This is a genomic window from Deltaproteobacteria bacterium (genome assembly GCA_035063765.1).
Taxonomy (GTDB): domain Bacteria; phylum Myxococcota_A; class UBA9160; order UBA9160; family PR03; genus CAADGG01.
Window position 1 is genome coordinate 15470 of the sequence record JAPSFT010000008.1, and the last position, 26764, is coordinate 42233.

Annotated in this window: 31 protein-coding genes; 17 read left to right on the forward strand and 14 right to left on the reverse strand. The window is 74.6% G+C overall.

Annotation, left to right across the window (positions count from 1 at the left end; genetic code table 11):
• Window positions 1-26: 26 nt before the first annotated feature.
• From OZ948_07680 to OZ948_07735, 12 genes are all read left to right on the forward strand, one after another.
• Window positions 27-290 carry a hypothetical protein gene (locus OZ948_07680; GenBank protein ID MEB2344602.1) on the forward strand — a complete coding sequence of 88 codons (264 nt, stop codon included), beginning with the start codon at window positions 27-29 and terminating at the stop codon, window positions 288-290.
• Window positions 287-508 (forward strand): TOBE domain-containing protein, encoded by a 222-nt coding sequence (locus OZ948_07685; GenBank protein ID MEB2344603.1) that lies wholly within the window; start codon window positions 287-289, stop codon window positions 506-508. The genes OZ948_07680 and OZ948_07685 overlap by 4 nt, the downstream gene beginning before the upstream one ends.
• Window positions 508-1344 carry a molybdate ABC transporter substrate-binding protein gene (gene modA / locus OZ948_07690; GenBank protein ID MEB2344604.1) on the forward strand — a complete coding sequence of 279 codons (837 nt, stop codon included), beginning with the start codon at window positions 508-510 and terminating at the stop codon, window positions 1342-1344. Before OZ948_07685 ends, modA begins: the two co-directional genes overlap by 1 nt.
• Window positions 1341-2018 carry a molybdate ABC transporter permease subunit gene (modB, locus tag OZ948_07695; GenBank protein MEB2344605.1) on the forward strand — a complete coding sequence of 226 codons (678 nt, stop codon included), beginning with the start codon at window positions 1341-1343 and terminating at the stop codon, window positions 2016-2018. Before modA ends, modB begins: the two co-directional genes overlap by 4 nt.
• The gene (gene modC / locus OZ948_07700; protein ID MEB2344606.1) at window positions 2015-3079 is read left to right on the forward strand and encodes a molybdenum ABC transporter ATP-binding protein; all 1065 of its coding nucleotides are present in this window, start codon (window positions 2015-2017) and stop codon (window positions 3077-3079) included. Before modB ends, modC begins: the two co-directional genes overlap by 4 nt.
• A 28-nt stretch (window positions 3080-3107) precedes the next feature.
• A complete protein-coding gene (moaA, locus tag OZ948_07705) occupies window positions 3108-4130 on the forward strand; it encodes a GTP 3',8-cyclase MoaA (protein ID MEB2344607.1) in 1023 nt (340 codons plus the stop codon).
• 3 nt (window positions 4131-4133) lie between these two features.
• Window positions 4134-4544, forward strand: a complete 411-nt coding sequence (gene folB, locus OZ948_07710) for a dihydroneopterin aldolase (protein MEB2344608.1) — start codon at window positions 4134-4136, stop codon at window positions 4542-4544.
• A gap of 89 nt (window positions 4545-4633) precedes the next feature.
• On the forward strand, window positions 4634-6400 hold the full coding sequence (locus tag OZ948_07715) for a hypothetical protein (protein ID MEB2344609.1): 1767 nt from the start codon (window positions 4634-4636) through the stop codon (window positions 6398-6400).
• A 69-nt stretch (window positions 6401-6469) separates the two neighbouring features.
• Window positions 6470-7705: a 7,8-didemethyl-8-hydroxy-5-deazariboflavin synthase CofG gene (gene cofG / locus OZ948_07720; protein ID MEB2344610.1), complete on the forward strand. Its 1236-nt coding sequence runs from the start codon at window positions 6470-6472 to the stop codon at window positions 7703-7705.
• Between the two features lie 19 nt (window positions 7706-7724).
• Window positions 7725-8975 (forward strand): 5-amino-6-(D-ribitylamino)uracil--L-tyrosine 4-hydroxyphenyl transferase CofH, encoded by a 1251-nt coding sequence (cofH, locus tag OZ948_07725; protein ID MEB2344611.1) that lies wholly within the window; start codon window positions 7725-7727, stop codon window positions 8973-8975.
• 55 nt (window positions 8976-9030) lie between these two features.
• On the forward strand, window positions 9031-9978 hold the full coding sequence (locus tag OZ948_07730; protein MEB2344612.1) for an LssY C-terminal domain-containing protein: 948 nt from the start codon (window positions 9031-9033) through the stop codon (window positions 9976-9978).
• 69 nt (window positions 9979-10047) lie between these two features.
• Complete coding sequence (locus tag OZ948_07735; GenBank protein MEB2344613.1) at window positions 10048-10515, forward strand: hypothetical protein; 468 nt, start codon at window positions 10048-10050, stop codon at window positions 10513-10515.
• Window positions 10516-10623: 108 nt separating this feature from the next.
• Here OZ948_07735 and OZ948_07740 read toward each other — a convergent pair whose 3' ends face one another.
• From OZ948_07740 to OZ948_07795, 12 genes are all read right to left on the reverse strand, one after another.
• Window positions 10624-10872, reverse strand: coding sequence for a hypothetical protein (locus OZ948_07740; GenBank protein ID MEB2344614.1), 249 nt, complete (start codon window positions 10870-10872; stop codon window positions 10624-10626).
• Window positions 10873-10930: 58 nt separating this feature from the next.
• Complete coding sequence (locus OZ948_07745; protein MEB2344615.1) at window positions 10931-11203, reverse strand: hypothetical protein; 273 nt, start codon at window positions 11201-11203, stop codon at window positions 10931-10933.
• Window positions 11203-12483 carry a porin gene (locus OZ948_07750; GenBank protein MEB2344616.1) on the reverse strand — a complete coding sequence of 427 codons (1281 nt, stop codon included), beginning with the start codon at window positions 12481-12483 and terminating at the stop codon, window positions 11203-11205. Before OZ948_07750 ends, OZ948_07745 begins: the two co-directional genes overlap by 1 nt.
• A complete protein-coding gene (gene nhaC, locus OZ948_07755) occupies window positions 12480-13961 on the reverse strand; it encodes a Na+/H+ antiporter NhaC (protein MEB2344617.1) in 1482 nt (493 codons plus the stop codon). Before nhaC ends, OZ948_07750 begins: the two co-directional genes overlap by 4 nt.
• Window positions 13962-14039: 78 nt before the next feature.
• The gene (locus OZ948_07760) at window positions 14040-14165 is read right to left on the reverse strand and encodes a hypothetical protein (protein MEB2344618.1); all 126 of its coding nucleotides are present in this window, start codon (window positions 14163-14165) and stop codon (window positions 14040-14042) included.
• Between the two features lie 21 nt (window positions 14166-14186).
• Entirely contained in the window at window positions 14187-15635 is a 1449-nt protein-coding gene (locus tag OZ948_07765) for a proton-conducting transporter membrane subunit (GenBank protein MEB2344619.1), read from the reverse strand.
• Window positions 15632-15979 (reverse strand): cation:proton antiporter subunit C, encoded by a 348-nt coding sequence (locus tag OZ948_07770; protein ID MEB2344620.1) that lies wholly within the window; start codon window positions 15977-15979, stop codon window positions 15632-15634. The genes OZ948_07765 and OZ948_07770 overlap by 4 nt, the downstream gene beginning before the upstream one ends.
• Window positions 15976-16917: a sodium:proton antiporter gene (locus tag OZ948_07775; protein ID MEB2344621.1), complete on the reverse strand. Its 942-nt coding sequence runs from the start codon at window positions 16915-16917 to the stop codon at window positions 15976-15978. The genes OZ948_07770 and OZ948_07775 overlap by 4 nt, the downstream gene beginning before the upstream one ends.
• Entirely contained in the window at window positions 16914-17204 is a 291-nt protein-coding gene (locus OZ948_07780; GenBank protein MEB2344622.1) for a monovalent cation/H(+) antiporter subunit G, read from the reverse strand. The genes OZ948_07775 and OZ948_07780 overlap by 4 nt, the downstream gene beginning before the upstream one ends.
• Complete coding sequence (locus OZ948_07785) at window positions 17201-17458, reverse strand: monovalent cation/H+ antiporter complex subunit F (GenBank protein ID MEB2344623.1); 258 nt, start codon at window positions 17456-17458, stop codon at window positions 17201-17203. The genes OZ948_07780 and OZ948_07785 overlap by 4 nt, the downstream gene beginning before the upstream one ends.
• Window positions 17451-17948: a Na+/H+ antiporter subunit E gene (locus OZ948_07790; GenBank protein MEB2344624.1), complete on the reverse strand. Its 498-nt coding sequence runs from the start codon at window positions 17946-17948 to the stop codon at window positions 17451-17453. The genes OZ948_07785 and OZ948_07790 overlap by 8 nt, the downstream gene beginning before the upstream one ends.
• A gap of 13 nt (window positions 17949-17961) precedes the next feature.
• Complete coding sequence (locus OZ948_07795) at window positions 17962-18363, reverse strand: hypothetical protein (GenBank protein ID MEB2344625.1); 402 nt, start codon at window positions 18361-18363, stop codon at window positions 17962-17964.
• 96 nt (window positions 18364-18459) lie between these two features.
• Here OZ948_07795 and OZ948_07800 point away from each other — a divergent pair, with 96 nt between their 5' ends.
• From OZ948_07800 to OZ948_07820, 5 genes are read left to right on the forward strand one after another with little or no spacing between them, the layout of a single operon-like run.
• Window positions 18460-20424 carry a VacJ family lipoprotein gene (locus OZ948_07800; protein ID MEB2344626.1) on the forward strand — a complete coding sequence of 655 codons (1965 nt, stop codon included), beginning with the start codon at window positions 18460-18462 and terminating at the stop codon, window positions 20422-20424.
• Window positions 20421-20957: a hypothetical protein gene (locus OZ948_07805; protein ID MEB2344627.1), complete on the forward strand. Its 537-nt coding sequence runs from the start codon at window positions 20421-20423 to the stop codon at window positions 20955-20957. Before OZ948_07800 ends, OZ948_07805 begins: the two co-directional genes overlap by 4 nt.
• Window positions 20954-21733, forward strand: a complete 780-nt coding sequence (locus OZ948_07810) for an alkaline phytoceramidase (protein MEB2344628.1) — start codon at window positions 20954-20956, stop codon at window positions 21731-21733. The genes OZ948_07805 and OZ948_07810 overlap by 4 nt, the downstream gene beginning before the upstream one ends.
• Window positions 21734-21743: 10 nt before the next feature.
• Entirely contained in the window at window positions 21744-22274 is a 531-nt protein-coding gene (locus OZ948_07815) for a hypothetical protein (GenBank protein MEB2344629.1), read from the forward strand.
• Window positions 22267-22605, forward strand: coding sequence for a hypothetical protein (locus tag OZ948_07820; protein MEB2344630.1), 339 nt, complete (start codon window positions 22267-22269; stop codon window positions 22603-22605). The genes OZ948_07815 and OZ948_07820 overlap by 8 nt, the downstream gene beginning before the upstream one ends.
• Here OZ948_07820 and OZ948_07825 read toward each other — a convergent pair.
• Together OZ948_07825 and OZ948_07830 are read right to left on the reverse strand one after the other, a co-directional pair.
• A complete protein-coding gene (locus OZ948_07825) occupies window positions 22557-25550 on the reverse strand; it encodes an efflux RND transporter permease subunit (protein MEB2344631.1) in 2994 nt (997 codons plus the stop codon). The genes OZ948_07820 and OZ948_07825 overlap by 49 nt on opposite strands.
• 47 nt (window positions 25551-25597) lie before the next feature.
• Window positions 25598-26728 carry an efflux RND transporter periplasmic adaptor subunit gene (locus tag OZ948_07830; GenBank protein ID MEB2344632.1) on the reverse strand — a complete coding sequence of 377 codons (1131 nt, stop codon included), beginning with the start codon at window positions 26726-26728 and terminating at the stop codon, window positions 25598-25600.
• Window positions 26729-26764: the final 36 nt, after the last annotated feature.

The window sequence follows — 26764 nt, forward strand, 5'->3', positions numbered from 1 at the left end:
ACGTAACGGCTGGCTAGGCTCCCGGCGTGGTGCGGCCCCAGATCACCCTGCGCCTGTCCCGCGAGGAGCTCGGCCGGCTCGACGCCGCGGCCGCGCGCCTGCACCTCGAGCGCGCCGCGCTGATCCGCGCCGCCGCGCTCGGCGCGGCGGAGCTCGTGCTCGAGGCGGCCCGCCCGCTGGTGCTCGCCGTCGAGCCGAGCGCGCTCCTGCGGCGGGCCGCCGAGCAGCTCGCGGCAGGCACGCCGGCCGCGCCCGAGCACGGGCGCGCCGCCGGCCGGAGGAAGCGATGAGCGAGGTCCGGATCAGCGCCCGCAACCGGCTGCCCGGGACGGTCGTGCGGGTGAAGCTCGGCGACGTGGTGGCGCAGGTGACGATCCGGGTGGGCCGCCACCTCGTGGACGCCGTCATCACCCGCGACAGCGCCGAGGAGATGGGGCTCCGCAAGGGCGACCGGGTGGCGGCGCTCGTGAAGTCGACCGAGGTCATGGTGTTCCGGGAGGACGCCTGATGGGGGAGCGCGCCGCGCGCGCGCTCCTGCTCGCGGCGCTCGCCACCGCTCCGGCGGCGCGCGCCGGCGAGGTCCACGTCGCGGTCGCGACGAACTTCGCCGCGACCGCCCGGGCGCTCGGCGCGGCCTTCGCGCGGGAGCAAGACGACACGGTCGTGGTGAGCGAGGGCTCGACCGGGAAGCTCTACGCGCAGATCGTGAACGGCGCGCCCTACGAGGTCCTCCTCGCGGCCGACGCCGAGCGCCCGGCCCGGCTCGAGGCGGGAGGCCAGGCGATCGCGGGCACGCGCTTCCCCTACGCGCTCGGCCAGCTCGTGCTCTGGAGCCCCGACGCCGGGCGCGTCGAGGGCGCGAGTGCGCTGCGGGGGGACTTCCGGCATCTCGCGATCGCGAACCCCGAGCTGGCGCCCTACGGCGCCGCGGCGCTCGACACGCTGCGAGGGCTCGGCCTCTGGGACGCCCTCCAGCCGCGTCTCGTGCGGGGCGAGGACATCGGCCAGACCTACCAGTTCGTCGCCACCGGCAACGCGGAGCTCGGCTTCGTCGCGCTCTCGCAGGTCGCGGGGGCGGGCGGCTCGCGCTGGCTCGTGCCGGCCGACCACCACGCGCCGCTCGAGCAGCAGGCCGTGCTCCTCGGGCCCGGCCGGGACGACGGCGCCGCGCGCGCCTTCCTCGGGTTCCTGCGCAGCGACGCCGCACGCCGGACGATCGCGGCCGCCGGCTACGCGCTCCCGCCCGCTTCGCCCGCGCCGGCCGCTCTGCCCGCGCCGCTCGCCCCGCCTGGCCCGCCCGCCCCGCCCGCGCCGCTCGCTTCGCCTGCCCCGCCTGCCCCATGACGGCCGACCTCGCGGCCCTTCGGCTCACGCTCGAGCTGGCCGCCGTCTCGACCGCGGTCCTGCTCGTGCTCGGCACGCCCTTCGCGTGGTGGCTCGCGCGCACGCGCTGGCGCGGGAAGGGAGTCGTCGAGGCGCTCGTCGCGCTCCCGCTCGTGCTCCCGCCCACGGTGCTCGGCTTCTACCTCCTCCTGGCGCTCGGCCCCCGCGGCCCGTTCGGCGCGCTCGGCGCCTGGCTCGGCCTGCCCCCGCTGGTCTTCACCTTCCCGGGGCTCGTGGTGGGCTCCGTCGTCTACTCGCTCCCCTTCGTGGTGCAGCCGCTCCAGGCCGTCTTCGAGGAGATCGGCGACCGCGCGCTCGACGCCGCCGCGACGCTCGGCGCCGGCCCGCTCGACCGCTTCCTCACCGTCGCGCTCCCGCTCGCGCGGCGCGGCTTCCTGGTCGCGGCGGTGCTCGGCTTCGCGCACACGCTCGGCGAGTTCGGGGTCGTGCTGATGATCGGCGGCAACATCCCCGGCGCCACGCGGGTCGTGTCGATCGCGATCTACGACCACGTCGAGACGCTCGACTACGCGGCCGCGCACCGGCTCTCGGCGCTGCTGCTCGCGGTGTCGTTCGGGGTGCTGCTCGTGGTCTACGCGACGGCGCGGAGGGCCGGCGCCTGGTCGCGGGCGTGACGGGCGCCGTCGAGGCCCGCGTCACGCTCGAGCGCGGCGGCTTCGGGCTCGACGCCGAGCTCGCGCTGGCGGGGCCGGGCGTCACGGCGCTCTTCGGGCCCTCGGGCTCGGGCAAGTCGACCCTGCTGCGCTGCCTGGCGGGCCTCGAGCCGGCGGCGCGCGGGCGCATCGTGGTCGGCGGGGAGGTCTGGCTCGACTCGGCGCGCGGCAGGGCGCTGCCGCCGCACCGGCGCCGCGCGGCGCTCGTCTTCCAGGACAGCAACCTCTTCCCGCACCTCAGCGTGCGTGCGAACCTGGACTTCGCGCGCCGGCGCGCGCGGGGCGAGGCGCCCGCACTGGCCGGGCTGGCGGCACGGATCGGTGTCGAGCCGCTCCTCGAGCGGAGGCCGGAGAGCCTCTCCGGGGGCGAGCGCCAGCGCGTGGCGATCGCCCGGGCGCTGCTCGCCGCGCCGCGCCTCCTGCTGCTCGACGAGCCGCTCGCCTCGCTCGACGTCGCGGCGCGGGCCGAGATCCTGGCCCTCCTGCGCCGGGTGCTGGCGCACGCGCCGATTCCCGTCCTCTACGTGACCCACGCGCGCAGCGAGGCCTTGCAGCTCGCGGACCAGGTCGTCCTCCTCGACGCCGGCCGGGTGGCGGGCGCGGGGCCCGTGCGCGAGATGGCGCTGCGCCCGGAGCTCGGCGGCGAGGACGCGCTCGGCGCCGTGGTCGAGGGGGAGGTCACCGCCGTCGACGCCGGGCACGAGCTCTCGACCCTGGCCTTCGCGGGCGGCGTCTTCGCGGTCCCGGGCTGCCTCGTGCCGGGCGAGCGGCGGCGGCTCGAGGTGCTGGCCCGGGACGTGAGCCTCGCGCTCGAGCCGCCCCGGCGCAGCAGCATCCTGAACGTCCTGCCCGCGCGGGTCGTCGAGGTGCGCGGCGCGCGCACGCCGCGGCCGGTCGTCGTGGTGGCCGCCGGCGAGACGCGCCTCCTGGCGCGCGTGAGCCGGCTCTCGCTCGAGCAGCTCGGGATCCGCGAGGGCGCTGCGGTGTACGCGCAGGTCAAGGCCGTGGCGGTCGTCGCGTGAGGCGGGCGGGCGGCTACCCTCCGCCCGCATGGCCCCCGTCCCTCCCCTGCCCCGGGAAGCCCCCGCCCTCGTCGACGGCTGGGCCCGCCGCATCGAGAGCCTGCGCATCTCGGTCACCGACCGCTGCAACTTCCGCTGCGTCTACTGCATCCCCGACGAGGACATCGAGTGGCTGCCGCGGGGGCGGCTCGCGACGCTCGAGGAGCTGGCGCGGATCGCGCGCGTGGCGGTGGCCGGCGGCGTGCGCAAGGTGCGCATCACGGGCGGCGAGCCGCTCCTGCGCAAGAACCTGCCGAGCCTCGTCGCGGAGCTGGCGGCAATCCCGGGCCTCGAGGACCTCGCGCTCACCACCAACGGCACCGAGCTGCCGCGCCTCGCCGGCGAGCTGCGCGCCGCCGGCCTCGCGCGCGTCAACGTGAGCCTCGACTCGCTCGACCGCGCGACCTTCGCGAAGCTCGCCCAGCGCGACCTCCTGCCGGCCGTGCTGGCCGGGATCGACGCCGCCGAGGCGGCGGGGCTCCGCCCGATCCGCGTCAACTGCGTCGTGCTCCGCGGCGTCAACGAGGGCGAGGCGGTCGCCTTCGCGCGCCTCGCCCGCGAGCGCGCCTTCGAGGTGCGCTTCATCGAGTTCATGCCCCTCGAGCACGGGCGGCGCTGGAGCGAGGACCGGCTGGTGCCCGGGCGCGAGCTGCGCGAGCGGGTCGCGGCGGTCTTCCCGCTCGCGCCCGCGCCGGACCAGGATCCCCACGCGCCGAGCCGGGACTGGGTCTTCGCCGACGGCGCCCCGGGCCGCATGGGCTTCATCGACTCGGTGAGCGCGCCCTTCTGCGCCACCTGCAACCGGATCCGGCTCACCGCCGACGGCAAGCTCCGCACCTGCCTGTTCTCGCTGCGCGAGCACGACCTGCTCGGCCCGCTGCGGGCGGGCGCGTCGGACGAGGAGCTGGCGCGCCGGCTCGCCGCCGCGGTCGCGACCAAGGAGCTCAAGCACCACATCACCGACGGGCTCTTCGTGAAGCCCGCGCGGACGATGTCGCAGATCGGAGGCTGAGCCGTGCCCGAGCGCACGCGCGGCACCGAGCGGCCGGACGTGATCCTGCTCGAGGGCATCCAGGTCCCCGCCGCGCTCGGCGTGACGGCCGCCGAGCGGCGCATGCGCCGGCCCGTGACGCTCGACCTCGAGGTCGAGTTCCCGCTGCGTCCCGCCGGCCGCAGCGACCGCATCCGCCACACGCTCCACTACAAGCGCATCTTCGAGGTCGTGGAGGACGTGGCCGGGAGCCAGGAGCACAAGCTCGTCGAGGCGCTCGGGGAGCGGATCGCGCGCGCGGTGCTCGAGAAGTTCGACTGCGCGGCCGTGACCGTCACCGTGCGCAAGCCGAAGCCGATCGCCGGCGTGCTCGACTACGCCGGGATCCGGCTGCGCCGGACGCGGGAGGATCTCCGGGAAGGCGGTATTTCTTAGTCAAGCACCGTGTAAATGGTGATCGATTCCCGCCTCCGCTACCGTGCCTTTCGCGTTCCCGGCCTCCCATCCTGAGGAAAGCCCCGCCCATGAACGACGGCAGCGCGAGCGACGGCAGTCGTAGCTGGACCCCGACCGACAAGCCCGCCGTCACCCTCGAGAGCTCGCCGCTCGAGGAGATGTCGAAGAACGAGCGCATCAAGCTCGAGAGTCAGGGCCTGTTCTTCGCGAGCGACGGGACGTCGAAGCACGCCTTCGCCGAGGAGGTGGACCAGCTCACGCGCGGCGAGCGCGAGACGATCGGCGGCGAGGCCAAGGAGCTCTCGAAGTTCTTCGGGATCTACAAGCAGCAGGAGCGCGGCGAGCGCGGCCGCAAGACCGGCGACCACATCTTCATGGCGCGCATCAAGTGCCCGGCGGGCGGCGAGCTCCTGGCCGCGCAGTGGGCGGCGATCGACGAGGCCGCGGACCGCTTCGGCAACGGCACGATCCGGCTCACCTCGCGCCAGTCGATCCAGTTCCACCAGGTCTACGGGCCCAAGCTCGCGCCCCTGATCCGCCACCTCTCCCGCCACTACCGCAAGGACGCGACGCTCTCGGCCTGCGGCGACGTGAACCGCAACGTGATGACCTCGCCCGCCGACGGCCTCTTCGGCCCCGAGGTGCGCGGGCGCGAGCTCGCCTACGAGATCGCCCAGGAGCTGGCACCCCGCAGCAGCGCCTACTTCCAGGTCTGGTCCACCGACGACGAGGGCCGCACGATCGCGCCGCTGAACAGCGACGAGCCCCTCTACGGCGCCCACTACCTGCCGCGCAAGTTCAAGGTCGGGATCGCCCACCCGCTCGACAACTCGATCGACGTGCGCGCGAACGACGTCGGCTTCGTGCCCGCCGCCGACGACGGCTCGCTCTGGGACCTGTGGTCGGGCGGCGGCATGGGCCAGACCCACAACAACCCGACCACCGCGCCGCTCTACGGGCTCTACCTCGGGCAGGTTCCGCGCGAGCAGGTGGTGGCCGCCGCGCGCGCGATCGCGATCCTGCAGCGCGACAAGGGCGAGCGCCGCGACCGCCGCCAGGCGCGCTGGAAGTACACGATCCGCCGCGTCGGCCTGCCCGAGGTGAAGCGGCTCCTGCGCGAGCGCTTCGCCCTCGCGCTCGCCGACGCCGAGCCGCGCCCGCTCGCGCCGGGCCAGCTCTTCCACGGCTGGCGCGAGGCCCGGGACGGCAGCGGCTGCTACGGGATCCCCGTGGACAGCGGCCGGATCCGCTCCGAGCTGCGCAAGGGGATCCGCGTCGCGGTCGAAGCGCTCGGGCTGCGCGTGCGGATCACCCCGCACCAGAACCTCCTCCTGTGCGGCATCCGCGACCACGAGGAGCTGCTGCGCATCCTCGACGCCCACGGCGTGCCGCGCCCCGAGACGGTGTCGGCGCTGCGCAGCCGCGCGATCGCGTGTCCGGCGAAGCCCACCTGCGGGCTCGCGATGACCGAGGCCGAGACCATCCTCCCGCGCTGGCTCGAGCAGCTCGAGGCGGCCGGGGTCGGCGACGTGCCGGTCGAGATCCGCATGACGGGCTGCCCCAACAACTGCGCGCGGCCGCCGTCGGCGGAGATCGGGATCTTCGGCTACGGCAAGAACGACCACGTCGTCCTGGTGGGCGGCAGCAAGCGCGGCGACCGCATCGCGCGCACGCTCTACGCGCGGGTCCCGGGCGAGCGCATGGTGGCGGTGCTGACGGGGCTCCTGCGCGCCGTGAAGGAACGCCTGCCGGCCGGCGTCGAGCCGGGCGACTGGCTGTGGGAGCAGGACCCGGTGCAGCTCCGGAGCTGGGCCGGGGTCGAGGACGCCGGCTAGCCGGCGACGGCGCCCGCACCCCCCGGTGCTACCGTCCGGGCAGCGCCCCCTTCCGCGAGGTTCTCGCCGGTGCCCCTGCCCGCGGACGACTCCTCCCTCCCGCTGCGCGAGGCCGAGCGCCTGGTCCGCGACGCCGTCGAGGCCGGCCGGCTCGAGCGCGGGCCGGCCGAGCGGATCGGGCGCCGCCTGCTCGCCGACGCGGTCCTGCGCGACGCCGTCGCCGAGGCCGCCCTCGAGGCGAAGCGGCGCTGGCTCGGCGACGCCGTCACGGTCTCGCCGAACGTCTTCCTGCCGCTCACGAACCTGTGCCGCGACCGCTGCACCTACTGCACCTTCGCCAAGCGGCCCTCCGACCCCGGCGCGAAGACCTACACGCTCGCCGAGGTGGCGGCGGCCTGCGACGGCGCCCGCGCCGCGGGCTGCGTCGAGGCGCTCTTCTGCCTCGGCGACAAGCCGGAGCGGGCGTTCGCGTCGCACGCGGCGTGGCTCGCCGCGCGCGGCTACGGCGCGACGGCGGACTACCTCGTCGATGCCTGCCGCGAGGCGGTGGCGCACGGGCTCCTGCCCCACACGAACGCGGGCCTGCTCACCCGCGAGCAGATGGCGGCGCTGCGGCCGTGGAACGCGTCGCTGGGCCTCATGCTCGAGACCACGAGCGAGCGGCTCATGGGGCGCGGCGGCGCGCACCACGCGGCACCCGACAAGCACCCGGCCCTGCGCCTGCGCATGCACCGCGAGGCCGGCGAGCTGCGGATCCCGTTCACGAGCGGGATCCTGCTCGGGATCGGCGAGACGACCGACGAGCGGGTGGACGCGCTCCTCGCGATCCGCGCGCTCGCCGACGAGTACGGGCACGTGCAGGAGGCGATCCTCCAGCCCTTCCACGCGAAGGACGACACCAAGATGCGGGGGCGGCCGTCGCCCGCCGACGACGACGTGGTCGGCTGGGTGGCGCTCGCGCGCCTGATCCTGGGCCCGCGGGTGCACGTGCAGGCGCCCCCCAACCTGGCGAGCGACGCGCTGCTCGAGCGGCTCCTGCGCGCCGGGGTCGACGACTGGGGCGGAGTCTCACCCGTCACGATCGACTTCATCAACCCCGAGGCGCCCTGGCCGAAGCTCGCGGCCCTGCGCGCGCGCACCACGGCGGCGGGCTTCCGGCTGCGCGAGCGGCTGCCGGTGTACCCGGAGCACCTGCTCGGCGGACCCGGTTGGCTCGACCCCGCGCTGCGCGCCCGGTGCCTCGCCCTGGCCGACGCGGAGGGCTACGCACTTCCACGTCGAAACCTCGCGGAGGAGGCGGCATGAGCCTTCTGGAGCATCGGAGATGAGCCTCGATCGTCTGCTCGGCGCCATTAGCAAGCCGGTAGCCGCCGTGCTCGACCGCGCGCTCGGCGAGCGCGAGCTCACGGTCGCCGACGCCGAGCTGCTGCTCGGCGCGCAGGGCGCCGACCTAGTCGCGACGATGATGGCCGCCGACGTCGCGCGCCGCGCCGACAAGGGCGACCTCGTCACCTACGTCGTGTGCCGGAACATGAACTTCACGAACGTCTGCTACGTGGGCTGCAGCTACTGCGGCTTCTCGCGGCACCTGGACGACGCCGACGCCTACGACCACCCGATGGAGAAGCTCGTCGAGAAGGGCCGCGACGCCGTGGCGCGCGGCGCGACCGAGTTCTGCATCCAGGGCGGCATCCATCCCCACAAGGACCACCGCCACTACCACGAGATCCTGACCACGCTGAAGGCCGCCTTCCCGGACGTGCACATCCACGCCTTCTCGCCCGAGGAGATCGACCACGGGCACCGCAAGAGCGGGATGGCGCTCGAGGACTACCTGCGCTGGCTGCGGGACGCCGGCCTCGGCACGATCCCCGGCACCGCCGCCGAGATCCTCGACGACGGCGTGCGCGCGGTGATCGAGCCGAAGAAGCTCGGGACCGCGCGCTGGGTCGAGATCGTGGAGGCGGCCCACCGGGTGGGGCTGCGCTCGACGGCGACCGTGATGTACGGCCACGTCGAGGAGCTCCGCCACGTGGCGGCGCACCTGGGCCTGGTCCGCGAGCTCCAGAAGCGCACGGGCGGCTTCACCGAGTTCGTGCCGCTCGGCTTCATCCACCAGCGCAACCGGCTCTACAACCACCTCGGCGCGCGCCCGGGCTCCTCGGCACCCGAGGACGTGCGCCTCGTCGCGGTGTCGCGCCTGTTCCTGCGGCCCTGGATCCCGAACGTGCAGATGTCGTGGGTCAAGATGGGGACCAAGCTCGCGCAGCTCGCGCTCGTCTCGGGCGCCAACGACTTCGGCGGCACGCTCATGGAGGAGTCGATCAGCCGGGAGTCGGGCGCCGACCACGGCGAGAACCTGCCCGCCGAGGAGATGCGCCGCCTGATCCGCGAGATGGGCCGCACGCCGGCCGAGCGCAGCACCACCTACGGGATCCTGCGCGTCTTCGAGGACCCGGCGCTGGACCCGCCGAGCCTCGAGCCGAAGCGGGTGACGCCGCTCGCGGGGCCCGCGCGCTGGGCGAAGCAGCGCCCGAAGCCGGCGGCACGGCTCGGCGCGGGTGGCGCGGGCTGAGCCGGCGAGAGCCGGCGATCCCGGGCTGGCGAGAGCCGGCGATCCCGGGCGGGTCATGACCCGCCGCCGGATCGCCCGAGGCGCCCTGCTGCTGCTCGCCGCCTATGGGCTCCTCGCCTACGTGCTCCTGCCGCGCGCCTGGCGGCACCACGAGCACCTGCCCGCGATGGCGACCCTGCCCGTGCGCACGCTCACGCCCGACGGCCTGCCGGGCGATCCCCTGAACGTGGCATTGATCGGTGACGAGGCGCAGGTGCGGAGCGCGTTCGCCGCCGCCGGCTGGAGCGCCGCGGTGCCGGTGACCCTGCGCAGCGGCGCCCGCATCACCGAGAGCGTGCTGCTCGACCGCCCCGACCGTGACGCGCCGGTGAGCCCGCTCCTGCTCTGGGGCCGTCGCGAGGACCTGGCCTTCGAGCGCGAGGTGGGGCGCAGCGCCCGCGAGCGCCATCACGTCCGCTTCTGGCGCTCGCCGATCCACGGCGACGGCGCTCGCCCCGTCTGGGTGGGCGCGGCGTCCTTCGACCGCGGCGTCGAGCTGAGCCGCAGGACCGGCCAGGTGACGCACCGGATCGCCCCCGACCTCGATGCCGAGCGCGATCGCGTCGTCGGCGACCTCGACGCCGCCGGAAGGCTGGTGCGGATCTTCGCCGTCGGCGGCATGGGTCCCACGCTCGCGGGCCGCAACGGCGGCGGCGACCCCTTCTTCACGGACGGCGAGATCTACGTGGGCGAGCTGGGCGAAGGGGTCGATGCAGCGCCGGCGCTGGGCCGCGCCGAGCGGCTCCCGAGCCCAGCGCTCGTGGTCGTGAAGGACACGCTCTGGTCGTGGCTCGAGCCGGCGCTAGCCGGCGGTCTCGAGCCGGCCCTGGCCGGCGGTCTCGAGCCCGCGCCAGACGGCGGTCCCGAGCCGGCGCCAGCCGGCGGTCCCGAGCCGGCGCGAGCCGGCGATCCCGAGCCGGCGCGTGGGGGAGGGGATCTCGACCCGGGTGGCGGTTCCCGTTGACACCCGAGCGTGCGAGCGGGTACAACGGCGCCGGGTCGGTGCCGGCCCCATCCCGAGGAGGATCCAGGAATGCCTGCCGTCCGCTGCGCCCTCGTCGCCGTCTCGGTCCTCGCGCTGGCCGCACCCGCCGCCCAGGCCGCGCCCGCGCAGGCCTGGGACCAGGCCAAGGTCGCCGAGCTCGGCAAGCAGCTCGAGACGACCACCAACGACCTCTGGCAGACCTTCCGCCGCCAGCCGCGCCCGACCGTCGGGCAGGGCCAGGCGAACAGCTTCTTCCGCCTCCAGCAGCAGCTCCGCTCGCTGCGCAGCGAGGCGCGCTCGCTCTCGCGCATGCTCCAGGGCGGCGCCGGCCACGACGAGACCCTGCCGAGCTTCCAGAGCATGATGGAGACGATCCGCGTCGCCCAGGACAACGCGCGGCGCGTGTTCAGCGGCGCCGAGGTGCGCGAGAAGGCGGACGCGGCGCGCGCCGTGATGAACCAGCTGATCCCCTACTACGACACCACGGCCCAGCCGCTCGTGCCGACGACGCGCTGAGCAGGGCGGGCCGGTCCCGCCGGGATCAGGGCCGGCTCTCGCGGATCGCAACGAGCTCGGCCAGCACCTCGAGGTCCTTGGGCCGGCCCGCGGCGCGCTCGACCTCGATCAGCTTGTCGGGGCCGAGGACCGGTCAGCGCACGCCGAACAGCTCCATCGTGACCCCTCGCGGCCCGCCCGGCGAAGCTCGGCGGCCATCCGCTGGAGTGCCATGAGCTGGAGCAGGCGCTGCTCGGGCGTGAGCCGCAGGTTCTTCGCGATCAACGTGCGGTCGATGCCGCCCAGGTACGCGCGCACCACGGGGTCGGGCTCGCCGGCTCCGGGTTCGTCGTCTTGGGCGTGCTCGGGAGCCGACACGCGGGACCTCGGGCGGAGGACGCGCGGAGGATACCGGGGCCCGCGGGGGCTGGAAGGCTCAGCGCTCCGGCGCGGGCGGGTCGCAGACGTGCCCGCGCTCGCACGAGAGCGTCGTCGGGCGGGCGGGCGGGGGCGGCGGCGGCGGGCCGTCGCTGCGGTAGATCGTCCAGACGCCGTCCTTGCCGGTGAGCAGGCCCGGGCGCGACTCGAGCTCGCGGCGGTTGTAGCTGACCTTCCCCGCGCCCTCGTCCTTCGGCGCGGGCGCCGGGCCCGCGCAGCCGGCGAGCAGCGCGAGCGCCGCGACGGCGGCCGCGGCGGCGCACGCGCGCATCAGAAGCGCACCCTCGTGCCGAGCGTGCCCAGCCAGATGTCGTCGAGGCTCGGGTCCTGGTCGGTGTCGACGGTGTACCAGCGGAGCTGCGAGTAGAGCTCGATGCCCCAGTTCTCGAGCACCTGCACCGCGGCGATGCCGACCGACTGGCTCTGGTCCCCCTCGGCGGCGAGGTTCTCGTTCCAGTCGTAGTCGACGCCGAAGCCGATCGGGCCGAACGGGAAGAGGCGCGTGTCCCAGCCGAGCTTGCCGTACACGCTGTAGGGCGTGTCGCCGTCGGCGCCGCCGTCGTAGCCGCTCGAGACGGTGAGGCTCACGCCGCTCGCGTCGTGGAGCAGCGAGCCCGAGCCGGCGATGCGGTAGTCCTCGCTGCCGCTGTTCGGGCGCGAGATGCCGACCCCGCCGAGCGCCGTGAAGCCCGGCAGGTCGACACCGCTCCAGTGGTCGTAGTCGCCGCCGAAGGTGAGGGCGGCGTCGTAGCGCTGGTCGGAGCCGGCCGAGATCGAGAGCTGCGCCGGGCCGAACATCGGCGAGTCGTAGCGGACGCGGCCCATCCGCTCGCCGTCGAAGTTGAAGAAGGCGTCCTCGATCCGGGTCCCGGTGAAGTCGTGGCCGTCCGAGAACAGGAGGCCGCCGGCGATGAACTCGACGCCCGAGGTCATGATCGGGCCGCTCACCAGCGAGAGGTCGAACTCCGCGACGTTGTCGGTCGCCGCCGAGCCGTGCCCGAACATCACGCGGCCGAAGCGGTCGTCGCGCGCCCACAGCTCGGCGCGCCGCATCGAGATGAAGTTGCCGGCGCGCTCGTTCTCCTGGCTCACGTCGAAGGAGTTGTTCGGGCTGAAGGCCACCTCGAGCGTCGAGCCCACCTGCGGGCCCTCCGCGAAGGTGCTGACACCCGCGAAGCGCAGCCGGCTGTTCGAGGCGTCGTTGTCGACGAAGTAGCCCTTCGCGTCCTTGCCGTCGGCGGCGAAGCTGAAGGCCTGGTTGACCTGCCCGGCGATGTCGATCCGGATGCGCGGCGCGTCGTAGTCGGTGACCGGGTACTGGCCGTCCTCGCGGCGGTACTCCGGGTGCTCCGCGTGGTGCACGGGGGCGGCGCTCTCGCGCAGCTCCTGCACCTCCTGGCGGAGGGACCGGATCTCGGCGTCCTGCTTCTCCAGGCGCTCGATCAGCGCGTCCACGCGCGGGTCCTCGGCCGCGGCGGGCGCCGCGAAGGCGAGTGCGGCGAGCAGCGCAGGCAGCAGGGCCGGCACGAGTCGAAGCGGGATCGTCGTCATCGGTCGGTTCCCCCCGGTGGACGAGCCCGTGCGACCTGGAAGCCGGTCGCTCCGTAGAGCACGGTCAGGATCGGGCTCAGGATGTTGAAGAAGCAGAAGGGCAGGTAGAGCAGGGTCGGCACGCCCAGCACCGCCGCCATGAAGGCGCCGCACGAGTTCCAGGGCACCAGCGGGGAGGTGACCGTGCCGGCGTCGGCCGCCGCCCGCGACAGCACCTGGGGCGCGAAGCCGCGCTCGGCGAACACCTTCTTGAAGGTCTTCACCGGCAGCACCAGCGCGATGTACTGGTCGGCCGCCACGACGTTCAAGCCGAGCGCCATGCCGGCGGTCGTCGCGAACAGCCGCCCGTCGCTCTTCGCGCGCGCGATCAGGGGGTCCACGAGCTTCCCGATCAGGCCGAACTCCTGGAGCAGGGTGCCGAAGGTGACGGCGCCGAGGATCAGCCAGATCGTCCCGAGCATGCTGTCCATCCCGCCGCGCGAGAGCAGCCGGTCGACGTCCGCGAGCCCCGAGTTGGCCTCGAAGCCGGTCGCCATCGCCGACCAGATGCCCTTCAGGTAGACGAGCGGCGTCGCGAGCTCCGGGTCGGCGACGAAGCGCTGGAAGACCTCGGGCTGGGTCAGGATCCCCTGCACGCCCGCGAAGAGCGATGCGGCCAGGATGGCGAGCGCCGAGGGCGACTTCTTGAGCGACATCCCGAGCAGCGCCAGGAGCGGCAGCAGGTTCCAGAGCGAGATCCAGTAGAGCTGGTCGAGCTTGGTGAGGTCCGCCGAGGCCGCCGCTTCGTCGGGCAGCACGCCCTCGCCGCTCAGCCCGAGGATCGCCAACACGAGCGCGCCGATCAGGAACGCCGGCACCGACGTCCAGACCTGGGCCCGGATGTGGGTGTAGAGGTCGGCGCCCGCGAGCTGGGAGGCCAGGACGGTGGTCTCCGAGAGGGGAGAGACCTTGTCGCCGAGGTACGAGCCCGAGATCACGGCGCCCGCGGTGATCGCCGGGGAGACGCCGAGCAGCGACGCGATCCCGACCAGGCCCACCCCGACCGTGCCCGCCGTCGTCCACGAGCTCCCGATGCTCAGCGAGGTGAGCGCGCAGATCACCGCCGTCGAGACGTAGTAGAAGTCCGGGTCGATCCAGCGGATCCCGTAGGAGACGAGCGTCGGGATCGTGCCGGAGAGGTTCCAGGTGCCGATCAGGGCGCCGACCGCGAGCAGGATGAAGATCGCGCTCGTCACCGAGCCGACCGCCCGCTTGATCGCGTCCTCGACCTCGCCCCAGGTGTGGCCGTTGCGCAGGACGATGACGCCGGTCGCCATCGCGCACACGACGAGCGCAGCCGGGATCGGCCCGCCGAGCGCGTCGAGCCCGTAGAGCGACAGGCCGCCGGCGATCAGCGCCACCAGCAGCGCCAGCGGGGCGATCGCGTCTACGTAGGAGGGCGGGCGGATCGGCCGCGTGTGCTCAGGGGTGTCGCTCACCGGCTCCTCGACGATCGCCGGGGGGGGCCGCGGCGGCGACACGATGGCACCCCACCGGTCCGGCGGCAAGGCGCCGGGTCAGGGTCCGGCGAGCAGCGCCGTGCCGAGCAGGACCAGGAGGCCGAGCAGCAGCGCGCACGCCACCGGCCAGGTCCCGAGCCGGGCCTCGACCGCGTCGGCGGCGGCGACGATGCGCCGGATCACGCGCTGCTCCCCGGTGCCATCTCAGGCTCCCCGCCCGATCCGGAGCAGGCTCGCGAGCGGGAGCATCCGGACGGCGAAGGCGGCGAGCGCCAGGGCGAGCGCCAGGAGCTCGCGGGAGCGCTCCACCGGCGCGTGCAGCTCGGCCGGCGCGCCGCTGGCGCTGCGGGTGTGTGTCAGGACGCGGACGACGTAGGTCGCGGTCAGGGCCCCGCCGGCCAGCATGGCCGCCACCCACCACCACTGCCCGGTCTCGAGCGCGGTGCGGCGCAGCAGGCTCGGCTGGAGTCCGACGAGCGACACCCCGCCGAGCCCGAAGGCGAGCAGGCTCAGGGGCAGCGCGCGGGCGGCGCCGGCCAGGCCGTCGATGCGGTCGTGACCAAGCCCGCGCGCGAGCAGGCCGACCGCGAGGAACATGGCGGTCTTCGCCAGCGCGTGGGCGATCGCCTGCACGAGGCCGCCGGTTACAGCCGCCGGGCCGGCCGCCGCCAGCGGGAACACCAGGAAGAGGTACCCGATCTGCGCCACGGTCGAGTAGGCGACCAGCAGCTTGAGCCGCTCCTGGCGCACGGCGAGCACGCCGCCGAACACGATCGCGCCGGCGCCGAGCGCGCCGAGGAGCTGCTCCGCGGCGGGCGTCGCGAGCCCCGGCAGCGCGTCGAACCACAGCCGCACGGCCAGGAAGAAGGGCGCCTTCACGACCAGCGCCGAGAGCACGGCGCTCGCGGCCGGTGGGGCGCCGGCGTGCGCCGGTGGGAGCCACAGGTGGAGCGGGAAGAGCGCCGCCTTCGCGAGCAGGCCCACGGTCATGAGCGCCGCTGCGACCCGTGCCGCGGGGTCGACCCGCACGCGCCCGGCGAGCAGCGCCAGGTCGAGCGTCCCGTAGGCGCCGTAGAGGAGGCCCACCCCGAGCAGGAAGAGCACCGAGCCGATCAGGGCGAAGAGCAGGTAACGGAGCGCGGCCCGCAGCGTCGTGGCGCTGCCGCCGAGCGACACGAGCGGGACGGCGCCGAAGGTGAGCAGCTCGAGGGCCACGAACTGGTTGAAGAGGTCGCCGGCGAGGAAGGCGGCGGTGAGGCCGGTCCAGACCGTGAGCAGCAGCGTCCAGAAGGCGAGCGGGGCGCGCGCCTCGCCGCGCGCCGGGCCCGTGAAGTCGGCGCGCCCGTAGAGCGCGGCGGCGCCGATCAGGAGCGCGCTCGTGACGAGCATCGCCGCCGAGAGCCCGTCGGCGCGCAGCGTGATGCCGAGGGGAGGTGCCCAGCCGCCCACGAGATACTCGAGCGCGTCGCCCGCCCGCCACACGGCCCGGGCGATCGCCACGGCGAGGCCGAGGCTGGCTGCGACGGTCCCGAGCGCGACGCGCTGCGCGTACCGGCCGCCGAGCAGGGCGGCGAGCGCGACCCCGATCGCGGGCAGCACCAGCGCGAGCGGCAGGAGGAAGGCTCCGGGCGGCGCGGCGGGGGCGGGGCTCATGGCCGGTGCGGGCCCGGCGGCTCCACCGTCCCGGTCCCGTCCCCGGAGCCGGGAGCGGCGGCCGCGTCGACCTCGGCGAGCCGCCGCACCAGCGCCACCGCGAGCGCGGTCGAGGCGAAGGCGACCACGATGCCGGTGATGATCAGCGCCTGCGGCACCGGGTCGGCGGCGAGGCCCGCGCCCGCGCCCCGCCGCGCGATCACGGCGAGCACCAGGAACACGCCGCCGCCCAGCACGTTGAAGGCGAGGAGCTTGCGCAGCGGCCCGTGCCCGGTGGCGACGCCGTAGAGCCCGAGGCCCACCAGCGCGGCCCCGCACAGCCCGAAGACCGTGGCGCCGCTCACGGGGCGCCGTCCCGTGCCGGCGGCCCTTCGACCAGCAGCGCGAGCGCCGCCGCCACCGAGAGCGTCATCGCGACCTCGACCGCGACGATGATCGGCTTGGCGAGGCCGTCGGGGTAGGCGAGGAAGCCGCCGGCCCAGAGCGGGCCGGCGAGGCCCACGGCGAAGAAGGCGAGCGGGCCCGCCACGAGCACGGCGCGCAGCCGGCGGGCCGACACCAGCGGAGCGTCGACGAGACCCGCCATGCGCGCGAGCAGCCACATCGCGGCGAGCACGACGGCCGCCGCGAAGGCCCCGCCCGGCTCGTCCGAGCCGTTCCAGAGCAGGTACACGGCGACCACGACGCCGATCGGGGGCAGCTCGCGGGCGAGGAACACGAGAGCGTCATCGGGGCGCGCGGGCGGGACGCCGCCGGGCCGGCCGCCCCAGCCGCGGTCGGCCGCGAGCGACCAGACGCCGATCAGCGACGCCAGCACCACCACCTTCTCGAGCATGGTGTCGAGCGATCGGTAGGCGAGCAGCGCCGCGGTGACAGGGTTGCCGAGGCCGAGGCCCGGGAGCTCCGCCGCCGCCTGCGGCGCGAGCGACGGGCCGGGCTCGGGGAGCGCCAGTACCACCCAGGCGATCCCGGCCGACACGAGGGCGCAGGCGCCAGCGACGGCGGCGCGCAGGCCGGCGCCGGGCCGCTCGCGCTCGCCGGCGCCGCCGGCTCCGAGCCGGCCGACGGCCGCCAGCAGGAGGAGGCCCGTGAGCCCCCCCATCGACGCCTCGGTGAGCGCCACGTCGAGCGTCCCGAGGCGGACCGACCCGAGACCCAGCAGGAAGCCGTAGGCGACGAAGCCGATCGCGGCGGCCCGCGCCGTGCGCGCCGCGATCACCCAGCCCGCCATCGCGAGGGCGAGGAGCGCGAGCCCGAGGTCGACGGCGAGCCCGGCGCTCACCGCGGCCTGCTGCGGGTCGCCGTCGCGGCGAGGAGCTGGGCCACGGCGGTGGCGGTGAGCTGGGCGAGCAGCCAGGCGGCGATCAGCTTCGCCCCCGCGAGCACGCCGCCCGCGTGGGGCAGGAGGCCGAGCACGATCAGGCCGAGCCCGAGGTTGTCGGCCTTGGTGAGCGCGTGCACGCGGCTCGCGGCGTCGGGGAAGCGCACGAGGCCGATGCTGCCGGCCAGGAAGAAGAACGCTCCCGCCGAGACCGCGACGACCGTGAAGGCAGCGGCGAGCGTGCTCACCGGCCCTCCGGCGCGTGCTTCGCGAGCGCCGCGGACGCGAAGGCGGAGACCAGCGCGAGGAGCAGCGCCATGTCCACGACCGCCGGCGTCGAGCTCGCGACCGACACCAGGAGCAGCGCCGCGATCCCCCCGCTGCCGAGGAGCTGCGCCGCCATCATGCGGTCCGCGTCGGTCGGGCCGCGCACGACGCGCACGAGGCCCACGGCCACCATCAGGAGCACGAAGGCGGCCGCGCCCGAGAGGAACTCAGCCATCGAGGGGCACCCCGAGCGCGCGCGCGAGCCGCTCCTCGTCCGCTGCGAGCAGCGCCGCCACGGGCTGGCCCAGGTCGAGGCAATGGACGTCGAGCCGGTCGTCGTCGCCGACGGCGGGCGAGGCCGCCACGGTTCCCGGCAAGAGGCTCGCGAGCGCGCGGAAGGCGCCGCGCGCGGGGCCGGGTGCGATGCGCAGCGGCAGCGACACGATCCCCGGGCGCAGCGGCAGGCGCGGGTCGAGCGCGCGCCGCGCGACGTCGGCGCCGGCCGCGATCCCCTGGCCGGGCAGGCGCAGGAGCAGCGCGGCCAGGGCCGCGGGCTCCAGGTGCAGCGCGCCGGGCGGGAGCAGGCGCAGGCTCGCGGCCGTCGCCGCGAGGGCCGCGCCGGCGCCGATCACGAGCCCGACCGGATCGGTCCCGATCAGCACGACCCAGGCGGCGAACAGCGCGGCCGTCCTCCCGATCCGGATCCGCCACGACGGCGCGTTCATGGCGAGAGGACGCCTAGAAGTACCAGCGCAGGAACCAGACCCAGAGCGCGAGCAGCACCAGGAAGGTCAGGAGCTGCGGCCACATCACGGCGAGGAAGCCCTGCTCCTTGATCGCGCGCTGCTGCGCGACGAAGGCCTCGCGCCGGGTCTCCTGCCAGCGCACCAGCCACAGGTCCCCGGCCTCGTGCACGGTCTCCCCGTCCTGGTGGAGGAAGACGGTCGCGCGCGAGGTGGCGAGCCAGAAGATCAGGTAGAGGATCCCGCCGAAGAAGGGGAAGAAGATCACGACGAACAGGAACAGCCACCAGCTGAAGGGGCGCCGTCCGTGGAGCGACGCGCTGGTCTCGGTGGTCGCGACGGGCTCCCAGCCGCACTCCACGAGCTGGTCGATGCGCTTGGCGAGGGCAATCTGCACGAAGGACCTCCGGTCGAAGGGGCCGCGAGCATGACACGCGGCCCCTCGCAGGGTCAACACGCGCCCCCTACGCTGCCGGCCTCGTCGGGGGGGGCGATGGTGCGCAGGGGAACGGTGCTGCTGCTGGCGGTTGCGATGGCGGGCTGCGCGCAGCCGGCCCTGCGGCGCGACTGGTCCGGCTACACCGGGCCGGGCGCCGCCGCCTTCCAGGGCGAGAGCCTGCCGCCGCCCCAGTTCCCCGACCCGCTCGAGCCGGTGAACCGCGGCGTGTGGGCCGTGAATCACGGCCTGATCGTCGGGGTCGCGGACCCGGTCGGCCGCGTCTACCGGCTCGTGATCCCGCGCTTCGTCCGCGATCGCGTGCGCGACTTCGCGGCGAACCTGGTCTTCCCGCGCGATCTCGCCGCGAGCCTGCTCCAGGCGCAGTGGCGCCAGGCCGGCGACGTGACGGCGCGCTTCGCGGTGAACTCCACGGTCGGGCTCGCGGGCTTCTGGGACCCGGCGCTGCGCTGGCTCGGGATCGAGCCCGCGCCGGAGGACTTCGGGCAGGTCTTCGCGACCTGGGGCTGGCGACCGTCGACCTTCCTGGTGCTGCCGCTCGCGGGCCCGGGCTCGGTCCGCGACACGGCCGGGATGGTGCCCGACGCGCTCCTCGACCCGGCGCTCTGGTTCTTCCCGATGGGCACGGGGCTCGTGCTCAGCTTCAACGACGTCGTCGACTCGATCCCGAGCTACCGCCAGTTCGCCGCCAGCAGCGCCGACGCCTACGACGACGCGCGCCTGCTCTGGACGGTGGTGCGCGAGTCGAAGATCGAGGAGCCGCCGGTCACGGGCCCGGGCGACGACACGGACGCCACCCAGACGCTCCAGGCGGCCTTCCTGGGCCCGCGCGACCCCGGCTTCGCCGCCCGCCTCGACACGCGCGAGATCGTGATGCCCACGACCGGGCGCGCGCTGCCCTTCTCGGTGCGCATGCAGCCGGGCCCCGCGCCGCTGGTCTTCCTGGCGCCGGGGCTCGGCGCGCACCGGCTCGGCTCCTCGAGCCTCGCGCTCGCCGAGATGGTCTTCGAGCGCGGGTTCTCGGTCGCGATCGTGAGCAGCGCGCTCGGCTTCGAGTTCGTCGAGCGCGGCGCGAGCGTGCCGGTGCCGGGCCACGCGCCGGTCGACGCGCGCGACCTGCACGTGGCGCTCGACCTCGTCGACCGCGACCTGCGCGCGCGCTACCCGGGGCGCGTGCGCGAGCGGGTCTACCTCGGCTACTCGCTCGGCGCCTTCCACGGCTTCTACATCGCCGCGCAGGAGCGCGATCCCGCGAACGACCGCGTGCGCTTCGACCGCTACCTGCTGCTCGACCCGCCGGTGCGCCTCGTCGAGGGCATGGAGCGCCTCGACGCCTTCTACGACGCGCCGCTGGCACTTCCGGAGGGCGAGCGCGAGGCCTGGGTCCACCAGCTCCTGCTCGAGACCGCGGCGGTGGCGCGCCACGCCCAGGCGGAGCGCTTCGGGGCCGGCGGCTACGGGCGGGTCGAGTCCGTCGAGCTCGGCACCCAGGACCTGGCGCCGGTCGTCGAGCTGCCGTTCACGAACCGGGAGGCCGAGTTCCTGATCGGGCTCGCCTTCCGCCGCTCGCTCCAGGCCCTGCTCTGGACCAGCCAGCAGCGCGAGGACCTGGGCGTGCTGCTCACCGAGCGGCGCCGCTGGCGGCGGCTCCCGGCCTACCGCGAGATCGGCGACTACTCCTTCGCGATGTACCTCTACGCCTTCGTGCTGCCCTATCACCGCGACCGGCTCGGGACCGTGCGCAGCGCGGAGGAGCTCGTCGCGCAGAACGACCTGCACGCGATCGCCGGTCCCCTGCGCGACAACCCGAAGCTGCGCGTGTTCGCCAACCGCAACGACTTCCTGACCAGCGACGAGGACGTGGCCTGGCTCGCCGCTCTCGTCGGCCCCGAGCGCGTGCGCTTCTTCCCGACCGGCGGGCACCTCGGCAACCTGCACCGGCCGGAGGTGCAGGCCACCGTGATGGACGCGCTCGCCGACCTCCAGCCGGCCGCGCCGTGAGCGCCGGCCCCTGCGAGACGCTCGAGCTGCGGCTCGGCGAGGCCCGGCAGCTCTTCCTCGCGATCGACGCCGCGCCCTTCCGCGAGCGCGACCTCGACCCGCGGGCCGAGGAGTTCATCCTGGGCTGGGCCCAGGAGCTGCGCCGCGACGCGCCGCTCGCGCTCGAGATCCACCTCGAGCGGCCCTCGCCGGCGGGGGACGACGCGGCCGTCCTCGGGGCCGCCGTCGCCGAGTACTTCCGCGACCGCGCGCAGGCCGCCCGCCGCCGCCTGCGCGAGCTCCTGCGCACCGGCCGCACCAGCCTCCTGATCGGCCTCGCCTTCAACGCGCTGATGCTGGTGCTCGCCGACGTCTTCTCGGAGCGCCGCTACGGGATCGTGCACGACAGCCTCGTGATCGGCGGCTGGGTCGCGATGTGGCGGCCGATCGAGATCTTCCTCTACGACTGGTGGCCGATCCGCGCCGAGGCGCGGCTCCACGATCGGCTGGCGGCGATGCCCGTGCGGGTCGTTGCTGCGCCTCCTGCGCCGTGACCGGGCGCACGCGCGCGCTCCTCGCGATCACCGCCCTCAGCGTGGCGGCGGCCCTGCTCGCGCCCGGCGTGCCGCAGCCGCCCGGCTATCACGACTTTGCGGACCACAGGAGCTTGCTCGGCGTCGCGAACGCGCCGGACGTGCTCTCGAACGGCGCCTTCCTGCTGGCCGGCCTCGCCGGCCTCTGGATCGCGCTCCGGCCCCGCACGAGCTTCGACCATGCCGGGGAGCGGATCCCCTACGCGGTCTTCTTCGCGGGCGTCCTGCTGACCGCGCTCGGCTCCGGGTACTACCACCTCGCGCCCGACAACGAGCGCCTGTTCTGGGACCGCCTGCCGATGACGATCGCCTTCATGGCGCTGCTCGCCGCCCAGGTCGGCGACCGCGTCGACGCCCGCGCGGGCCGTACGCTGCTGCTCCCGATGCTGGCGATCGGCGCGGCCTCGGTCGTCTACTGGCGGGCGACCGAGCGCGCCGGCGCGGGCAACGTCGTCCCCTACGGCGTCCTCCAGGCCTACTCGGTCGTGATCCTGCTGCTGATCGCGCTCTGGCTGCCCTCCCGCTACACGCGCGGTGGCGACGTCTACGCGGTGTTCGCCTGCTACGTCGTGGCGAAGCTCGTGGAGACCTTCGACGCGCCGCTCTACGCGCTCGGACACGTCGTGAGCGGACACACGCTGAAGCACCTGGCCGCGGCGGCGGGCGCCTTCCTGGTGTGCCGGATGCTCGCGCTGCGCGAGCCGGCCGTACCCCCGCCCGGCCGATCGCTGGGGTAGAGTCGCCGCCATGCGCGGCATCGTCGACCGGATGACGCTCGAGCGGTTCCTGGCCGAGCTCGGGCGTCGCGCGCGGGGCCCCGGGCGGGTGTATCTCACGGGCGGTGCGACGGCGCTCCTCTACGGCTGGCGTCCGGCGACGGTCGACGTGGACCTGAAGCTCGACCCGGAGCCGGCCGGCGCCTTCGAGGCGATCGCCGGGCTCAAGGAGGAGCTCGACCTCAACGTCGAGCTGGCGTCGCCGGACCAATTCCTCCCCCCGGTCCCGGGCTGGCGCGAGCGCTCGGTCTTCGTCGCGCGCCACGGCGGCGTCGACTTCTTCCACTTCGACCCGCTCAGCCAGGCGCTCGCCAAGCTGGCGCGCGCCCACGAGCGCGACCTCGGCGACGTCGCCGCCATGCTGGAACGCGGCTTGTTCTCGGGCACGGACCTGGCTCGGGCGCTCGACCAGATCGCGGGCGACCTCGTCCGCTACCCGGGCCTCGACGCGGTTGCGTTCCGCGAGCGCGTGCGGCGCTTCCTCGAGCAGCGCCGTGGTTGACCTCGACGGACTTCCCGGCGAGGCGCTGGTCCGCCGCGGCCTCGAGGACCTCGCGCGGGGTGCGCGCTCGGCCGAGGCGCTGACCGTCGCGCTCGCCACCGGCCGGCTGCGCCGCTGCGGGCTCGCGCTGCCGGAGGAGTCGGCGCTGCCGGACGATCGGGAGCTGGCGCTCTACGCGCTGCTCGTCGCGCGCGGCGAAGGAGACGCCTACGCGCGCTACAACGCCTTGCGCCGCGAGCTCGACTCCTTCCTCGAAGCCCTCGAGGCCCGGCTCCGGCGCGCTCAGGATCCCGCTGCCCGCTCCTCCTCGCGTCCCGCGAACACCGTGTAGTAGAGCGTCGGCAGGAACACGAGGGTCAGCAGGGTGGCGACGAAGAGCCCGCCCATGATCGCGACCGCCATCGGGCCCCAGAACACGGTGAAGGCGATCGGGATCATCGCCAGCACGGTCGAGAGCGCCGTCAGCAGGATCGGGCGCACGCGCGAGCTGGCGGCGGCGACGACCGCGTCGTGGACGTTGCCGCCCGCGGCGCGCTCGGTCTCGATCTGGTCGATCAGGATCACGGCGTTCTTCGCGATCATGCCCATCAGCGCGAGGATCCCGAGGATCGCGACGAAGCCGAGCGGGCGGTTCGAGACCAGCAGCGCGCCGACCACGCCGATGAGACCGAGCGGCACGACGCTGAGCAGCACGAAGAGCCGCAGGAAGCTGCGCAGCTGGATCATCAGCAGGGTCAGCATCAGGAGCAGCATCAGCGGCACGACCGCGAACACCGACGCCTGCGACTCCGCGCTCTCCTCGGCGATCCCCCCGAGCTCGATCGCGTAGCCCGGCGGGAGCTCCGCGCCGAGCGCGGCGATCGGCGCCTCGAGCGCGCCGACGACCGTGTCGGGCAGGACGCCCGGCGCGACGTCGGCCTGGATGGTGAGGGTCGGCACGCGGTCGCGGCGCCAGATCTGCTGGTACTCCTGGCCGGCCTCGATGGTCGCGAACTGTGTCAGCGGGATCGCGCGCCCGCCGGGCAGCGGCACCTGCAGGCTGCGCAGGGTCGCGATCGCGAGCCGCTCCTCCTCGGTGGCGCGGGCGACCACCGGGATCAGGTAGATGTCGTCGCGGAGCTGCGTCACGGTCGCGCCCGTGATCGCGCTCTCGAGCGCCGTAGCCACCGCGGCCGAGCTCAGCCCGAGGAGGCGCGCCTCGTCCTGGTCCACGTCGATCCGGAGCTGCCGCGACGGCTCGAACCAGTCGAAGTTGACGCGCCGCGAGGCCGGCTCCGCGGCGACCACCTGCGCGACGCGGAGCGCGATCGCGCGCACCTGCTCGACCTCCGGGCCGCTCACCCGGTACTGCACCGGCCAGCCGGCCGGCGGCCCGAGCTCGAGCGGCGCGACGTTGGCGACCAGCTCGGGGAACTCCTCGGCGAGGATCGCCTGGAGCCGCGGCTCGAGCCGCAGGCGCGCCTCGAAGTCCTTCGCGATCACGACGAGCTGGCCGAAGAAGGGGTTCGGCAGCTTCACGTCGAGCGGCAGGTAGAAGCGGATCGCCCCCTGCCCGATGTAGGAGCTCCAGCGCTCGACGTCCGGGTCTTCGGCCAGGATCGCCTCGAGCCGGCTGACGGTGGCCTCGGTGGCATGGATCGAGGCGTTCTGCGGCAGGCCCACGTCCACCAGCAGCTCGAGGCGGTCCGAGGAGGGGAAGAACTGCTGCGGCACGAAGCGCATCCCGAAGATCGCCGCGACGAAGAGCGCGACCGTCACCGCGATCGTGAGCCAGCGCAGGCGCAGGGCGCCGCCGAGCAGACCGCGGTAGAGCCGCATCGCCCCGCCCGCCTCGCCGTCCTGCTGCGCGCCCGTCTCCGGGAGCACGGCCCTGGCCAGGATCGGCGTGAAGAGCAGCGCCACCACCCACGACACCAGGAGCGCGATCGTGACCACCGCGAACAGCGAGAAGGTGTACTCGCCCGCCGAGCTCGCGGCGAAGCCGATCGGCACGAAGCCCGCGATCGTGACCAAGGTCCCGATCAGCATCGGGAAGGCGAAGTGGGAGAAGGCGTAGCCCGCGGCGGCCTCCATGTCGTCGCCGGCGGCGCGCCGGCGCATGATCGCGTCGATGGTGGTCATGGCGTCGTCCACCATCAGGGCCAGCGCGATGATCAGCGCGCCGAGCGAGATGCGCTGCATGTCGATGCCGGCGATCCCCATGATCGGGAACACGATCGCCAGGATCAGCGGGATCGAGATCCCGACGATCGCACCCGCCCGCAGCCCCAGGCTGAGGAAGCTCACCAGGAGGATGATCGCGATCGACTGCCAGAGCGACTCCATGAACTCGCCGACCGCCTCGTCCACGATCAGCGGCTGGTCGGCCACCAGGTGCGGCTCGATCCCGAGCGGGAGCCCGGCGGTGATCGCGGCCATCTCCCGCGCCACGTTCGCGCCGAGCGCGAGCACGTCGCCGCCCTCGCGCATCGCGATCGCGAGCCCGATCGCGGGCTCGCCGTTCACGCGGAACAGGGGCTGCGGCGGGTCCGCGTAGCCGCGCGTCACCTCGGCGATGTCGCCGAGCCGCACGATCCGGCCGCCCGCCACGAAGTTGACGTCGAGCACGTCCTGCTCGGAGCGGAACGCCCCGGAGACCCGGATCGTCACGCGCTCGCCCGCGGTCTGGACCACGCCCGAGGGCCGGACCAGGTTCTGCGCCTGGAGCGCCGCGACCAGCGCCGCGCGGTCGAGCCCGAGCCCGGCCAGCTTCTCGAGCGAGAACTCGACGAAGATCCGCTCGTCCTGCGCGCCGAGGATGTCGATCTTCTCGACGTCGGGCACGTGCAGGAGCCGCGAGCGGGCGTCCTCCACGTGGTCGCGCAGCTCGCGGTGCGAGAAGCCGTCGGCCGTGAAGCCGTAGATGATCCCGAAGGTGTCGCCGAACTCGTCGTTGAAGAAGGGCCCGACGACGCCCTGCGGGAGGGTGTGGCGGATGTCGCCGATCTTGTTGCGGACCTGCTGCCAGAGGCCGGGGATCGCGCCGGAGGGCGTGTCACCGCGCAGGTTCACGAAGATCACGGTGAGGCCGGCATTCGTGTAGCTGCGCAGGAAGTCGAGCTGCGGGACCTCCTGGAGCCGGCGCTCGAGCCGCTCGGTGAGCTGGAGCAGCGTGTCCTCGATCGTGGCGCCCGGCCAGGCGGCCTGGACCACCATGGTGCGGATCGTGAAGGGGGGGTCCTCGTCGCGGCCGAGCGAGAAGAAGGCCTGGATGCCCGCCGCGATCGCCACGATCATGAAGAAGGCGACCAGCGAGCGGTTGCGCAGCGACCAGCGCGAGAGGTTCACGGCGCGTCCTGGAGCAGCCGGACCTTCTGGCCGGGGCGCAGCGTCTGGACGCCCGCGGTCACCACCACGTCGCCGGGTGCGAGGCCCTCGGCGATGCTGACCTCGCTGCGCCCCGACTGCTCGAGCACGACGTTGCGGATCGCGACCGTGCTGCTGCCGGGATCGAGCACCCAGACGGCCGGCGCGCCGCTCGCGGAGGTCAGCGCCGAGGCGGGGATGCGGATCCCGCCGCCGCCGGCCAGGTGGATGCTGCCGGTCACGGTGGAGCCGAGCCGCATCGCCTCGGGCGGACCGCTGAGCCCGACCCGCACCTCGAAGGTGCGCGTGACCGGGTTCGCCTGGGGCGAGACCTCGCGCACGCGCCCGGTGGCCCGCACGTTCGCATCCGAGGCGAGCGCCACCGTCACCTCGGGATCGAGCCCGCCGGCCGCCTCCTTGACCCGCGCCGGCACGTCGAAGACCGCGTCGCGCCCGCCCTTTCGCGCGACCCGCACGATCATCTGCCCGGCCCCCACCACCTCGCCCGGCTCCGCGCCGACGGCCGTCACCGTGCCGGCCGCGTCGGCAAACAATTCGGTGTAGCCGAGCTGCTCGCGGGCCGTCGCGAGCTGGGCCTGGGCGGCGTCCACCTGCGCCACCGCGGCGTCGCGGGCCTTCTGCGCGCTCTCGAAGCGCGCGCGCGGCGCCACCCCGCGCTCGAAGAGCGAGCGCTGGCGGTCCGCCTCGAGCCGCGCGTCGGCCGCCCGGGCCTGGAGCGACGCCAGGTTCGCGCGCGCGGCCGCGACCGCGTTGTCGAGCGTCGTCGACTCGACCCGCGCCACGAGCTGGCCCGCGCGGACGCGGTCGCCGACGTTCACCAGGCGCTCGACCAGCCGCTGGCTCACGCGGAAGGCGAGGCTCACCTCCTCCTGCGCCTCGATGCGCCCGGTGAGCGACACCGTCTCGCCGCCCGGCAGCTCCTCGACCGTGATCGCGCGCACCGGGCGCACGTCGGGCGCCGGCGGCTCCTCGGCGGGGCCGCAGGCGGCGAGCCAGGCCAGCGCGCACGTCGCCGTGGCGAGCCGGCGGCGGGGTCGGCTCAGCCGGTCTCGCCGCTTCAGGGTGGTGAGTGCCGGAGCTTCGCGCACGCCGCGCCTCCCTCGTGGTTCGGGCGCCGCAGCCTA